Below are 13,296 nucleotides of genomic sequence, written 5' to 3'. Positions count from 1 at the left end.
TAAATCTGTGGAGGTCGCCTGTGGAGCGCGTGGCCGTGCTGGTGATGGAGATGCAGCGGGGCGTCATCGGCGATCTCACGAAATTTCCGGACCTGGTGGCCGCCTGCGACCGCCACGACGTCGTGGCGAACTCCGCCCGGCTGCTCCATACGGCCCGGACGGCCGGGATCCCGGTGATCCACTGCACCGCCGCCTTCCGCCCCGACCGGGCCGGCTCGCACACCGCCAACTGCCCCTTCATCGTCTCCCTGCTCAAGGACCCGGAGCACATGCTGGAGGGCACGGCCGCCGTCGAGGTCCTGCCCGAGCTGCGCGATCCCACCGACTTGGAGAGCCGGCGCCACCACGGCTTCTCCCCGTTCACCGGCACCTCCCTCGACATGACGCTGCGCTCGCTGGGCGTCTCGGCAGTGGTCGCCGTGGGCGTCTCGCTCAACCTGGGCATCCCGGGGCTGGCGCTGGAAGCGGTCAACCTGGGTTATCGGGTGACGGTGGTCACGGACGCGGTGGCGGGCATCCCTGAGGACTACGCGCAGGCCGTGCTGAGGAACACGATCGCGCTCCTCGCCACCCGCGCCACCACCGCGGACCTGGTCGAGGCATGGAAATGATGGACGGGTTGCGGCTGGACGGCCGCGTGGCGGTGGTCACCGGGGGAGCGGGCGCGATCGGCGCGGCCATCGCGACCGACCTGGCCGCGCTCGGGGCGCGGGTGGTGCTCGCGGACGTGGACCTGCCGAACGCGGAGAAGGCGGCCGCGGGCCTGCCGGGAGCGCGGGCCGCGGCCCTGGACCTGACCTCGCCCGCGTCCGTCGAGGAGTTCTGCGGCGCCGTGGGAGCCGTGGACGTGCTGGTGCACAACGCCGGGGTGGCGATCGTGGCGCCCTTCGCCGAGAGTGACCCGGCGGACTGGGACCTCATGTGGCAGGTCAACCTGCGGGGACCGATGCTGCTGACCAAGCTGCTGCTGCCGGGCATGATGGCCAGGGGATGGGGACGGCTGGTGTTCATCTCCTCCGACGGCGCCAGGGCCGGGTCCGGTGGCGAGGGCGCGTACGCGGCCACCAAGGCCGGGCTGTTCGGCCTCGCCAAGACGCTCGCCCGCGAGGCGGCCAAGGCGCAGGTCACCGCCAACGTGGTCTGCCCCGGCCCCACCGACACGCCCATGCTGCGCCGGGTGTCGGCGGGCGAGCCGGGGCTGGTCGACAAGATCGCGCGCGGCATCCCGCTGCGCCGCCTCGGCACGCCCGCCGACGTGGCGGGGCTGGTCGCCTTCCTGTGTACGGACCGCGCCGCCTACATCACCGGCCAGACGCTGTCGGTGAGCGGCGGCGTGACGATGCAGTGAACTCTTCAGAGCGCGCTGTAGACGGCCTCCACCAGGCGGATGCCGCGCAGGTTGCCGGAGATCGCGTTGGCCATCTTGTTCATGACGTACGCGATGGCGAGGCCCCGCGCCGGGTCGCCCATGCCGATGGAGCCGCCCAGGCCCGAGTGGCCGAAAGCGGTCTCCGACGGCATCAGGAACGTGACCGACGGCCGCATGTAGCCGAGCCCGAACGCGGTGTCCAGGAACAGCACGCGGTCGGGGCCGTGCACGCGGGTGCGTACGGCGTCTTCCAGAGTCTCCGGGCGGAGCAGGTCACCGGCGATCAGCGCCCGGTAGAACCCGGCCAGGCCCCTGGCCGTGGTGACCAGTCCGGCCGCGGGCCAGCCGGCGCGCAGGATGACCGGGTTGTTGGCGCCGCCTTTGAGGAGGTGCATGCCGGGGTTGCCGAGCCCCCGGTTCATCAGGCTCTGCGGATCCACCGCCGCCCTCGTCATCGCGCCGAGCACGTCCTCCACTCGTCCGCCTGTGGGCAGGCTGCTCTCCGTGACGGTGAGGGCCTGGGGGCGTTCGCCTGCCTTGAGCCGGGCGGCCCGGGCGATCGCGTCGTCCGGCGCGCCCACCCACAGCTCCAGCCCCAGCGGCCCGGCGATCTCCGCGGCCACCAGGTCACCCACCGATTTCCCGGTCACCCGTCTGATCACCTCGCCGACCAGGAACCCGTACGTCAGGGCGTGATAGCCGTGCGCAGACCCCGGCTCCCAGATCGGCGCCTGATCGGCGAGCCTGGCCGCGATCGCCGCGTGGTCCTCGAACTCCTCGACCGGCACCGGCTCCTCGATCACCGGCAGCCCGCACTGGTGGGTGAGCAGTTGCTCGATGGTGATCGCGCCCTTGCCGCGGGCCGCGAACTCCGGCCACACGTCCGCCACCGGCGCGGACACCTCCACGAGCCCCCGCTCCACGAGCTGCAGCAGCACGGTGGCGGTGATCGCCTTGGTGCAGGAGTAGGCGAAGGCGGGGGTGTCGTGCTCCCAGCGCCGCCCCGTGTGCCGGTCGGCGACCCCGTCCCACAGGTCCACCACCAGCTCGCCGTCCAGGTAGACGGCGAAGGCCGCACCCAGTTCCTCGCCGTCGGCGAAATGCCGCTCGAACACCTCGCGCACGCGGGAGAACCGAGGATCGCAGTGCATCAGACCTCCGCAGTGAAAGGAAGCGCTTACTTGGTTAACGAGCCTAACAACTGGGGACGATTCGGCCCAGACGATCAGCGGGGCACCCTGAACCTGCTGACCCCCGCCGTGGTCCTCGACGCGCTGCGCGCCGCCACCACCGGCGAGGTGCTCAGCCTGGCCATGCCGATCAGGGGCGCCACGTCCTCGCCCGCCCCCACGACGGTCCCGCACCTGCGCGGCCGCCCGCTGCCGCAGCACTTCATGTCCGTCGACGGCGGCGACTACGCGGCCGGCGCCCGGCCCATCGGCGAGGGCCTGTGCGTGGCCGACGACGCCCTGGTCGTCACCGCGCACGGCACCACCACCCACATGGACGCGCTGTGCCATATGTGGTCCGGCGACCGGCTCTACAACGGCCACCCGGCCGCCCGGGTCCGCTCGTACGGCGCCACCCGGTGCGGCATCGAGCACGTGGGCGGTGTGGTGGCCAGAGGGGTTCTGTTCGACGTGCCCCGGCATCTCGGCCTCGACCACCTGCCCGCCGGCCACCGCATCGCGGCCGGGCTCCTGGAGGAGATCGCCACACCGCGGCCGGGGGACGTGGCGGTGATCCGTACCGGGTGGCCGCTGGTGTGGGAGCGGTCGAAGGAGGAGTACTGGTCGGGCCAGCCCGGGTTGTCGGCGGAGGCGGGGCGCTGGCTGGCGGCGCATGACGTGTCAGTCGTGGCCTCCGACAACGCCGCGATCGGCGGTCTGAACGTCCGGGGACTCGCCGACGAGACGCTCGCCGACGACCTGCATCTCATCCTGCTGCACCGGCACGGCATCCACCTGATCGAGATGCTGTGGCTGGAGGAACTGGCGGCGGCCGCGAGGGCGGAGTTCGTGTTCGTGGTGGCGCCGCTCAGGATCGAGGGTGGCACGGGGAGCCCGGTCACGCCGCTGGCCATCCTGTGAGATTCGCGCATATTTCGCGACAGTGCGCAAGCACGGCTGGCCGGAGCCGGCCGCGTCTCGTACGCAGCCGGTCCGACGTGCCGTTCGCCGAGGCCAGGTCGGGCGACACGGGCAGGCTGCAGGCGGCGCTGGACAGTGGCGCGCAGATGGTCAGCACCCGGCTTCCCCGTGATCGGGTTGTCGGCCAGGCGCGGCAGCGACTACACGGCCGAGCTGCCGGGCGGCGCGACGGTCCGCCGCAACCCGGTGAACACGCCGTCCGGATGCCGCGGCAACGCCCTGGAGCGGATCAGGACCAAGTGACCGGCAGGCTCGTGACCCCGTAGGCCGCGGAGTCGTGCTTCAGCGGCACCTCGGTGGCGGGGACGGCCAGCCGCAGGCGGGGGAAGCGCTCGAACAGCATGCGGTAGCCGATCTGCATCTCGATCCTGGCCAGCTGCTGCCCGAGGCACTGGTGGACGCCGTGCCCGAAGCTCAAATGCTTGCGCGCCTCCGGGCGGTCGAGGCGGAGCGCGTCCGGGTCCTCGAACACGTTCGGGTCCCGGTTGATCATCGGTAGCGACAGCGCCACCGTCTCGCCCTTCCTGACCAGCACACCCGCCACCTCCGTGTCCTCCAGCGCGGCCCTGCTGGGCGCGCCGAGATGCAGGATCGACAGCCAGCGCAGCAACTCCTCGACCGCGTCGTCCTGGTACGGACGCCCGTCCTCCAGCACTGCGAACACGCCGAGCGCCAGCATGTTGGCGGTGGTCTCGTGGCCGGCGACGAGCAGGATCATCGCGACGTTGGTCAGCTCCTCGTCGGTGAGCTCGCCGGTCAGACCGCTGATCAGGTCGTCGCCGGGCGCCGCCCGCTTGCGGCGCACCAGCTCGCCCAGGTAAGCGGCCAGGTCGGCGGTCGCCCTGTCCACATCGCCGCCCCGTGTGAGGAGTTGGAGGCTGCGGTCCTGGAAGAACTCGTGGTCCTCGTACGGCACGCCGAGCAACTCGCAGATGACCATCGAGGGAATCGGCAGCGCGTAGGCGGTCACGAGATCGGCCGGGGGGCCGGCCGCGGCCATGGCGTCGAGGTGGTCGGCGGCGATCCGCTCGATGCGCGGTTCCAGCACGCGCATCCTGCGCACCGTGAACTGGCCGGTGAGCAGGCGGCGGTAGCGCGTGTGCTCGGGCGGATCGGTGGCCGCGAAGAAGCCCGGCGGCGCGGGCCGCCCGGCCCCGCCAGGCACCGTGGACCGCACTGCGGCGTGCTTGAGCTCCTGCCTGGCGCTGAACCGCGGATCGCCGAGCACCGCGCGGGCCGCCTCCAGCGTGGTGGCCAGCCAGCCCAGATGGCCGTCCGCGAACTCCAGGCGGCTCATCGGCGGCAGGCCTCGGAGGGCGGGCGGCGGGTCGAAGGGACACTTCGGGTCTCGCTCGATGGGAAGTCGCATGATTTTGAGAGTAGACTCTCAAGTCGGAGTTGTATAGCGAAAAATTGTGATCTCTTGTGAGCGGACCGTGGAAGCCGGAGAATGCGGTGTCATGAGCGAGCGACCGGGCCTGCGGGAACGGAAGAAGGCCAAGACCAGGGCGCTGATCCAGAAGGAGGCGCTGCGGCTGTTCCGCGATCAGGGGTACACCGCGACGACGGTCGAGCAGATCGCGGAGGCGGCGGAGGTGGCGCCCAGCACCGTCTTCCGCTATTTCCCGACGAAGGAGGACCTGGTGCTGGTCGACCAGTTCCCGCCCTTCGTCGAGGCGCTCCGGGCGGTGCCGGCCGAGCTCAACCCCGTGCAGGCCGTACGCGCCGCCATGCTCGAGGTGATGGCCGCCCAGACGGCCGAGGAGCGCGTCGACAGCGTGGAGCGGGAGAAGCTCATGCTCACGGTCCCCGAGCTGTGGGCGGCGAGCCTGGAGAACATCCGCAGCGTCATCACCACGATGCGGGACGAGCTGGCGGCACGCGAGGGCCGCGACCCCGGCGATCCGCAGATCCGCAACGTCACCGGGGCCATCGCGGGCGTGATGGTCGCGCTCTGGTTCGACTGGGTGAAGGATCCGGCGCTGGACGCTGTCGGCGAGTTCGATCAGGCCCTTGCCCACCTGGACGCGGGCCTGCCGATCAGCAGGGAATGATCACAGGCCCGGGTAGTTGCCGCCGCCGTGGGCGGCGTCCAGTGCGTCGTAGTCCGGAGTGAAACCGCGCTTGGGGATCGTGTCCACGAACGCCACCTCCTTGGGCTTCTTGTACGACGCCAGCTGCGCCTTGACGTGCTCGACCAGCTCGTCCTGCGTGGCGGTGGCGTCCGGCTTGAGCGCCACCACGGCCTTGACCGCCTGGTGCCAGGTCTGGTCCGGGATGCCGATCACCGCGGCGTCGGCCACGGCGGGGTGGGACTTGAGGGCGCGTTCGACCTCGGCCGGGTAGATGTTCTCGGCACCGGACTTGATCATGCGGAGTTTGGGGCCGATGAACGTGATCGTGCCGTCGGGCTCGCGGCGGCCGAGGTCGCCGGTGTGATGCCAGCCGTTCCTCGACTTAGCCTCATTTAAGTCGGGACGGGCGAAATATCCGGAAAAGAGGGTCTTGCCCCTGGCGCAGATCTCCCCGACCTCGCCCGCCGGCAACTCGGTGCCGTCCGGGGCCAGGATGCGTACCTGGACCAGCGGGGACGGGCGGCCCGCGAACCCCGCGCCGCCCTCGGCGAGCCCGAGGAACGTGAGCATGCCGCCGACCTCGGTCTGCCCGTACCCGCCCATCCTCGACCGGCACCACGGCGAGTCGTCCACCGTGATCATGTCGTCCCATTCGGCCGAGTGGGCGACGAACCTGAGCGACGACAGGTCGTACTTGCCGCCCACGTTCGCCTGCACCAGCGCGTCGATCATCTGGCCGAACAGGAACGCCTGCGTCACCTTCTCGGCGTCGATCAGCCGGCAGACCTCCTCCGCGTCGAAGGCCGGAGTGAAGACGTTGGTGCCGCCGATCTGGAGGGTGGCCAGGCAGAACATCATCGTGCCGACGTGGAAGAGCGGGCCGTTGTTGAGGAAGGTGAAGTCCGGCTCCATCTGGCGGACCACGAGGAGGGACGTGGCGTGCGCGACGAGGGCGGCGCTGCTGAGCAGCGCGGCGCTGGGCCGGCCGTCGAAGGCGGCGGTGTAGAGCGCCAGGACCGGCTCGGTGTCGGCGACCTGCGCGAACTCGCGTGAGGTGCCGCTCGCGACCAGCTCCTCGTACTCGTCGCCGGCCTGCACCCACGTCCCCGCTCCGGAGGCGCGCAGGGAAGTGGTGGCGTCCGACGGCTCCCAGACGACGGCCGCCGGGGTGAGGTCGGTGAGCACGAAGCGCAGCTCGTCCTCCGACTGCCGCCAGTTGGCGGGGCAGAAGATCGCGCCCAGCCGGGAGCAGGCCAGCAGCAGCTCCAGCACGGCATGCGAGTTCTGTCCCAGCCACAGCACCCGGTCACCGCCGGAGATCCCCAGCCCGGCCAGGGCCGAGGCCAGCCGGGTCACCCGGTCGTCCAGCGCCGGGTACGTGAGCCGCACCTCCCCGTCCACCACCGCCGTCACCTGGGGGCGGCTGCGGGCGTGGTCGGCGAGGACGTCGGACAGGGACAGGCTGTGGATCATTTCAGCCTCCAAAGGCCGGCATGACTTCGGTCGCGAAGAAGCGCATGACCCGCTTCATCTCCTCCAGCGGCATCGGCCGGGTGCTGCCGAAGTCACACAGGAGGTTCGTGAAGCCGGCGTCCTCGAGCAGCGCGATCTGCTCGATCACCCGGGCCGGGTCGCCGATGACCTCCAGTTGCTCCCACCGGAAGTCGGCCGACACCGAGCCGCCCTTGAGGTAGCGGTCCTGGTAGTACTCGAAGCCCTGGGCGGCCTTGCCGGTCTTGGGGTCGATGGGGGCGCTCTTCTCGTTGAAGATGCGCGAGCGGTCGAACGACGCCTCGAAGCGCGCCTGGTCCTCGCGCGCCTGCTCCAGCGTCGGCGCCACGTACACGCTGCGCGCCACCACCAGGTCGGCCCCCGCCGGATGCCCCGCCTGCGCGGCCGTCTCCCGCCAGGTCTCGGCGGCCTTGACGACCTTGCGGAACGTCGCCGCGGGATCGGCCAGGATGGGCAGCCCGCGCTCGGCGTACATGGTCACGGTCTCGGGGGAGACGGCGGCCACGTGCAGCGGCGGGTGCGGGGCCTGCTGCGGCCTGGGCACGAGCGAGACCTCGGCGCCGGTCTTGTAGAACTTCCCCTCGTGCTGGTACGACTCCTGCGTCCAGAGCCCGACGATGACCTCGAGCGCCTCGTTGAACCGGTCACGCGCCTCCGCCAGGTCGATCCCGAACCCCTCGAACTCGAAGCTCTGGTATCCCCGCCCGATCCCCAGATCCAGCCGCCCGCCCGACAGCACGTCAACCTGCGCCGCCTCCTCGGCCACGTGGATCGGGTTGTGCAGGGGCAGCACCACGATGCCGGTGCCCAGCCTGAGGCGGGAGGTGCGGGCGGCGGCGTGGGCGAGCATGGTGAACAGGTTCGGGACGACGCCGTAGTCGCGGAAGTGGTGCTCGGCCAGCCGTACCCCGTCGAACCCCAGCTCCTCGGCCAGCTCGATGAGCTCCAGGTGATAGTCGTAGACGTCCTTGAAGCTCTGGCCGTCGAAACGGTGGAAGAGGTGGAAGGTCGAGAACTTCATGCGGCGGCCCTTCGGGTCTGAACCAAGCGCTCGCTTGGGAGCGTACCACGGCCGCCCGTGGAAGCCCCAGGCCAAAAGCAAGGCCTCGCGAAACTTGCCCGCGCCGCGGTGCGGAGGAGGGCGCGCGATGGCGCTGACTGGGCGTCCTGTCCGGTTCGTGATCACGTCATAGGTCTTCGATGACGCGGTCCCTGGTTCGGAGATCCGCGGTTCGGCAGAGTCGGTGACACAAGCCAGACGATCACTGAAGAGGACCCCTTGATGCGAAACCTTGTGAGACTGTCCGCCGTCGGCGCGTCCACCGCCATCCTTGCCGCAGGCCTCGTGACCCCCGCCCAGGCGGCGGCCACCGCGTGGGGCGCCTGCCCCGCGGGGACCGGCGTGGACGTGCGGCAGGAATGCGCCACCCTGCAGGTTCCCCTGGACTACCAGGCGTCCGGCGGGCCGACGATCTCGCTGGCGGTGTCGCGGATCAAGACCGCCAAGCCCGCGTTGCGCCGTGGCGTGCTGCTGATCATCCCCGGCGGGCCGGGCAGCCCGGGCCTGAACCGGCCCAGCACCCTGGTCAAGAAGCTGCCGCAGGACGTGCTCGACCGCTACGACATCATCGGGTTCGACCCGCGCGGTGTGGGCCAGAGCTCGCCTGTCTCATGCGGCTTGGAGGCCGGTGATCTCTCACTCACCAAGCTGAAGCCCTACCCCGACGCCGACGGCGGCATCGCCGAGAACGCCGCCTGGTCGCGGAGGATCGCCGAGGCCTGCGCCCGCAACGGCGGGCCGCTCATCCGGCACATCAGCACCCGCAACGAGGCCCGGGACATCGACCGGATCCGCCAGGCGCTGGGCGAGGAGAAGATCTCCTACTGGGGCGTCTCCTACGGCACCTACGCGGGTGCCGTCTACGCCACCATGTTCCCCCAGCGCACCGACCGGGTCGTCCTGGACAGCAACGACGACCCCGATCCGCGCCGGGTGGCGCGGCAGTGGCTGGCCAACTACGCCGTCGGCGTGGAAGACCGCTTCCCCGACTTCGCCGCCTGGGCCGCGGCCCGTGACGGCGAGTACGGCCTCGGCGCCGACGCCGCGGCGGTCCGCCGCACCTTCCTCGACCTCGCGGCCGAACTGGACCGCAAGCCGCTGCCCTGGCCGGGCGCCAACCCCGCGGAACTGAACGGCAACCTGCTGCGCGAGACCATGCTCAACGCCCTGTACTCCGACGCGAACTTCCCCATGCTCGCCGCCCTCATGCGGGCCGCCCGCACCTCGGGCGAGTTGCCCCCGGCGAACACACCCCCGGCGGCCGCCCTGCAGAACACCGCCGCCACCGCCGGCGCGACCATGTGCAACGACGTCGCATGGCCGGCCTCGATCAGCCTGCACCAGCGGCAGGTGACGCGTGACCGGGCCGCCCACCCGCTGACCGCGGGCATGCCCGTCAACATGGGGCCGTGCGCGTTCTGGCCGTTCAAGCCCGCCGAGCCGCCCGTGCGGGTCACCTCGCGCGGCCCCGCCAACGTGCTGCTCATCCAGAACCTGCGTGACCCGGCCACGCCCCACAGCGGAGCGCTGAAGATGCGCCAGGCGTTCGGGCAACGGGCCCGCATGGTCAGCGTCGACTCCGGCGGCCACGGCGTCTACCTCGCCAACGGCAACGCCTGCGGCGACCAGGCCGTCACCGCCTTCCTGACCACCGGACACCTGCCCCACCGGGACAAGAACTGCTAGTGCCGCAGTCGGCATAGTTGTAGTGGGTGTCTTGAACTGTGGTCGCCGCCCGCGCAGGCGCCGCGGGCTGTGCGGCGGTGCAGGAGATGAACGCGTTTCTCGCGTCGACCGCCTGTGGATTGCGCAGTTTCCGAGAAGCCGTGTCTGCGGACACCGTCACAGGGCAAGATCGGGGGGGTAGCCCGTCCGACGGGAGAGGAGCCGGAATGACCGCCACCGCCGAGTCGCTGCAAAGCGCGCCGTTCGACGCGGTCTGCCCCCTGATGGGGGTCGAGGAAGAGTACTTCGTCGTCGATCCCGGAACCGGGGCCGTGACGCCGGGGGCGCCGAGAGTCATCGAGCGCGCCGCGGCCGAGCTCGGCGAGCGGGTCAGCACCGAAATCACGCAGTTCCAGGTGGAGGCCAAGACGCCGCCGTGCGCAGGCCCAGCCGAGCTGGAGCGGGAGCTGCGCCGGATGCGCGGGGTGGTCTCCGCCGCCGCCCGGGCCGAAGGGCTGGCCGTGATCGCGTCCGGCACCCCGGTGCTCGGCGACGTGGTACCGCCGCTCATTACCGAGCATCCTCGCTACGACCTCGGCATCGAGAACTACCGGGCGCTCCACGACGAGCAGGCCATCTGCGCCGGGCACGTGCACGTCCACCTGCCCGACCGGGAGCGGGCCGTGCTTGTCTGCAACCACCTGCGGCCCTGGCTGCCCGCGCTGATCGCGCTCATGGCCAACTCCCCCTTCTGGGCGGGCCGCGACACCGGCTACGCGGGCTGGCGCATCCTGGCCTGGGGCAAGTGGCCGGTGGCCGGGCCGCCGCCATACCTTGAGGGCCTGGACCACTTCGAGCGCCTCTTGGCGGCGCTGAACGCGAGCGGCGCGCTCGTCGATCCCGCCACGGTCTTCTGGGACGCGCGGCCGTCGCTGCGGTTGCCCACCGTGGAGGTGCGCGTGACCGACGTGCCCGCTTCGGTGGGGGAGTCGGTGTTCCTGGCGCTCGTGGTCCGGGCGCTGGTGACGGTGTCGCTGCGGCGGGTGGAAGAGGGGGATCCAGGACCCCGCGTGCCGGGCGAGCTGCTGCGGGTCGCCTATTGGCGGGCCGCCAGGGACGGGCTCTCCGGGCACGGCGTCGATCCGCGCACAGGCCGGCCGCGCCCGGCCGCGGAGGTGGTCGACGGGCTGCTGGAGCACATCCAACCGGCGTTGGCCGACAGCGGCGACCTGGAGGTGGTCACCCGGGGGTGGGAGCGGCTGCGGGCCGCCGGAGACGGGGCGGCCAGGCAGCGTGCCGCCCACGCGCGGCGCGGGTCCATCGAAGGCGTGGTCGACGACCTCGTCGAGCGCTTTCCCGCCTAACGGTTCTCCAACTGGGCGGTCAGGAAGGCGCACAGCGGCTCGGCGTGCCGTACCGGGTCCTGCCAGCGGGCCTGGACGTCCTCCAGGAGGTGCTGCTCGGCGATCAGCTCGCCGCGCCGCCATACCCGCACCACCGGGTGCAGGAAGGCGCACTCGTGGGCGCGGGCTGGCGTGGGATGGCGCTGAATGGCGAAGACGTCGGGATAGTCGCGGCGGCCCCAGCGCAGGGTGACGGTGAGGCACAGGTCCGAGTCTCCGAAGCGGGCCACCGCGTAGTCCTCCGGCAGGTCCTCGTAGTGCTGGACGGTGCGGCCGATCACGTACGCGTCCGCCAGGTACTCGAACTGGGTCCACAGCGCCGAGCTGTAGTTGACCCGCTGGAGCACGGCCTCGGTAAGCCGGACGGCGTCGGCGGGCAGTTCGCGCGGCCGCAGCGGCACGCCGTCGTAGCGTTCCAGCAGCAGGGCCGCCAGGGTGCGCAGGTTATAGCGGAAGCCGTCGATGAACGCCGACGAGGCGCGCTTGAAGTCGCGTGCCTGCATGAGGGTGCCCGCGAAGTAGAGGCCGTCGACGTCGGCCGACTGGAAGTCGGGGCGGATGGCCGGGATGCGGCCACCCGGGGCCGGCTCGGGACGGCAGGAGTCGTCGAACAGGCCGGTGTCCATGGTGAAGCCGGTGCAGCGCAGCACCGCGTCGTAGTCGAGGACCGCCTTCTCGCCGTCTGCCAGCGTGTACGTGATGGCGGCGCGGAAGCCCGGGCCCTCGCGCCAGATCCGGTCGACGGTGCACTCCAGCACCCCGTGCAGGGTCTTGAACCAGTAGCTGTCCAGCAGCGCACCGTACTGGCCGCGCACGTGTCCCGGGTGCTTGCTGGTCCATGCCAGCCGTACCGGGCTGGGGCTGGCCAGGTGGATGACCGAGGCGTAGGGCAGCAGCGCCTGGGCGGTCTCGAACGCCGAGTTGCCCTTGCCGATGATGAGTACCCGCTGGTCGGCGAAGTCCTCCCCGGTGACCGGGGCGTCCTCGTAGCCTGTCGCCAGCTCGATCCCCGGAATGTCGGGAATGTGCGGCCCGCTCCAGCCCGTGGCGACGATCAGGCAGTCAGCGCGGAAGACCTCGCCGCCGGCGTGGGCCAGGAACCTGCCCTCCGACTTCTCCACGCGTTCGACCGGAGTGGAGTAACGCACGTTGAGCTCGTGGATCCGCTGGAAGTCCTCCAGGTAACGCACCAGTTCGTCGGCGTGCGGGAAGTACTCCTGGGAGTAGCTCGGGAACATCAGATCGGGATAGTCATTGAGCAGGGAGTTCCAGTCCCAGCGAAGCTGGATCTCCCGGTCCTTCGTGCCGGTGTGGACCTTGTTCAGCGAGATCAACCGCCGGTGGCGGGGATAGCGGCGGAAGAACGCGCCGGGCGCGGCCTCCCGCTCCAACGTGACGTAGTCGGCCCCGGCACGCTGCAGGAAGTAGCTGAGCTGTAGCCCGCCGGGCCCGGCGCCGACGATCAGATAGCGGTGGTCGTGTGTCACCCGTGCTGTCCCGCCGCCGGCGTGGTGCTCGTGTAGCCGTGCCGCAGGATCCGCTCGGCCGACTTCGCGTAGAGTGCCGGATCGTCGGGCGCGTCCGTGGCTAGGCCGTCCACGTACCGGTTGAACATGCAGAACGCCGCCGCGATCAGCACGGTGTCGTGGATCTCCACATCGGTGGCGCCCTCCGCCTTGGCCGCGTCCACCAGCTTGCCGGTGACGTCGCGTCCGCTCTTCTGCACGGCCGCGGCGATCGCCAGCAGGGCCCTGAGCTTCGGCGTGATCGGAGCGGAGCCCGGGTCGGTGCGGACCTGGTCGACCAGCGCCATCCCTTCCGAGAGCTGCGCGGCGGCGAACGCGGAGTGGGAGGACGCGCAGAACCGGCACTCGTTGAGCCCGGACACATAGGCCGCGATCAGCTCGCGCTCGCCGCGGGCCAGCGTGTTGTCGCCGCGCAGCAACACCTCGGCCAGCGCGTTCAGCGGACCGGCGGTCTCATGGCGAAAGGCGAACAACCCGCGAATTCCGGGCTCGCCGGATTCGATGGCGATATGGGGCACACGAGCTCCTTGCGGAAG

At 71.0% G+C, this 13,296-nt stretch carries 13 protein-coding genes; 7 read left to right on the top strand and 6 right to left on the bottom strand.

From position 1 onward, the window contains the following. Window positions 1-20 precede the first annotated feature (20 nt). Window positions 21-611 (top strand): isochorismatase family protein, encoded by a 591-nt coding sequence (locus tag ACTMTI_RS08825; protein ID WP_441119401.1) that lies wholly within the window; start codon window positions 21-23, stop codon window positions 609-611. Beyond that, window positions 611-1,348: an SDR family NAD(P)-dependent oxidoreductase gene (locus ACTMTI_RS08820; RefSeq protein ID WP_441119549.1), complete on the top strand. Its 738-nt coding sequence runs from the start codon at window positions 611-613 to the stop codon at window positions 1,346-1,348. The genes ACTMTI_RS08825 and ACTMTI_RS08820 overlap by 1 nt, the downstream gene beginning before the upstream one ends. Before the next feature lie 5 nt (window positions 1,349-1,353). Here ACTMTI_RS08820 and ACTMTI_RS08815 read toward each other — a convergent pair whose 3' ends face one another. Continuing rightward, window positions 1,354-2,520 carry a serine hydrolase domain-containing protein gene (locus ACTMTI_RS08815; protein ID WP_441119400.1) on the bottom strand — a complete coding sequence of 389 codons (1,167 nt, stop codon included), beginning with the start codon at window positions 2,518-2,520 and terminating at the stop codon, window positions 1,354-1,356. Window positions 2,521-2,550: 30 nt separating this feature from the next. Between ACTMTI_RS08815 and ACTMTI_RS08810 the strand changes: the two genes are divergently transcribed. Both ACTMTI_RS08810 and ACTMTI_RS08805 read left to right on the top strand, forming a co-directional pair. After that, the gene (locus tag ACTMTI_RS08810) at window positions 2,551-3,459 is read left to right on the top strand and encodes a cyclase family protein (RefSeq protein ID WP_441119398.1); all 909 of its coding nucleotides are present in this window, start codon (window positions 2,551-2,553) and stop codon (window positions 3,457-3,459) included. 135 nt (window positions 3,460-3,594) lie between these two features. Next, window positions 3,595-3,762 (top strand): hypothetical protein, encoded by a 168-nt coding sequence (locus ACTMTI_RS08805; RefSeq protein WP_441119396.1) that lies wholly within the window; start codon window positions 3,595-3,597, stop codon window positions 3,760-3,762. Here the strand turns inward: ACTMTI_RS08805 and ACTMTI_RS08800 are convergent. Next, the gene (locus tag ACTMTI_RS08800) at window positions 3,749-4,888 is read right to left on the bottom strand and encodes a cytochrome P450 (protein ID WP_441119394.1); all 1,140 of its coding nucleotides are present in this window, start codon (window positions 4,886-4,888) and stop codon (window positions 3,749-3,751) included. The genes ACTMTI_RS08805 and ACTMTI_RS08800 overlap by 14 nt on opposite strands. 91 nt (window positions 4,889-4,979) lie before the next feature. Between ACTMTI_RS08800 and ACTMTI_RS08795 the strand changes: the two genes are divergently transcribed. Further along, window positions 4,980-5,573, top strand: coding sequence for a TetR/AcrR family transcriptional regulator (locus tag ACTMTI_RS08795; RefSeq protein WP_441119393.1), 594 nt, complete (start codon window positions 4,980-4,982; stop codon window positions 5,571-5,573). On the opposite strand, the gene ACTMTI_RS08790 is transcribed toward ACTMTI_RS08795, so the two are convergent. Beyond that, entirely contained in the window at window positions 5,574-7,067 is a 1,494-nt protein-coding gene (locus ACTMTI_RS08790; protein ID WP_441119392.1) for an AMP-binding protein, read from the bottom strand. Between the two features lies 1 nt (window position 7,068). After that, the gene (locus ACTMTI_RS08785) at window positions 7,069-8,127 is read right to left on the bottom strand and encodes an LLM class flavin-dependent oxidoreductase (RefSeq protein ID WP_441119391.1); all 1,059 of its coding nucleotides are present in this window, start codon (window positions 8,125-8,127) and stop codon (window positions 7,069-7,071) included. 261 nt (window positions 8,128-8,388) lie between these two features. On the opposite strand from ACTMTI_RS08785, the gene ACTMTI_RS08780 reads away from it, so the two are divergent. Both ACTMTI_RS08780 and ACTMTI_RS08775 read left to right on the top strand, forming a co-directional pair. Continuing rightward, window positions 8,389-9,852 (top strand): alpha/beta hydrolase, encoded by a 1,464-nt coding sequence (locus tag ACTMTI_RS08780; RefSeq protein ID WP_441119390.1) that lies wholly within the window; start codon window positions 8,389-8,391, stop codon window positions 9,850-9,852. Between the two features lie 206 nt (window positions 9,853-10,058). Next, entirely contained in the window at window positions 10,059-11,195 is a 1,137-nt protein-coding gene (locus ACTMTI_RS08775; RefSeq protein ID WP_441119388.1) for a carboxylate-amine ligase, read from the top strand. Here the strand turns inward: ACTMTI_RS08775 and ACTMTI_RS08770 are convergent. Both ACTMTI_RS08770 and ACTMTI_RS08765 read right to left on the bottom strand, forming a co-directional pair. Continuing rightward, window positions 11,192-12,721 (bottom strand): NAD(P)-binding domain-containing protein, encoded by a 1,530-nt coding sequence (locus ACTMTI_RS08770; protein ID WP_441119386.1) that lies wholly within the window; start codon window positions 12,719-12,721, stop codon window positions 11,192-11,194. The genes ACTMTI_RS08775 and ACTMTI_RS08770 overlap by 4 nt on opposite strands. Continuing rightward, window positions 12,718-13,278, bottom strand: a complete 561-nt coding sequence (locus ACTMTI_RS08765; protein WP_441119385.1) for a carboxymuconolactone decarboxylase family protein — start codon at window positions 13,276-13,278, stop codon at window positions 12,718-12,720. Before ACTMTI_RS08765 ends, ACTMTI_RS08770 begins: the two co-directional genes overlap by 4 nt. Between the last annotated feature and the right edge of the window lie 18 nt (window positions 13,279-13,296).

The sequence above is a fragment of the Nonomuraea sp. H19 genome, from assembly GCF_052068215.1.
GTDB lineage: Bacteria > Actinomycetota > Actinomycetes > Streptosporangiales > Streptosporangiaceae > Nonomuraea.
This window is presented reverse-complemented; position numbering and strand designations above follow the sequence as displayed.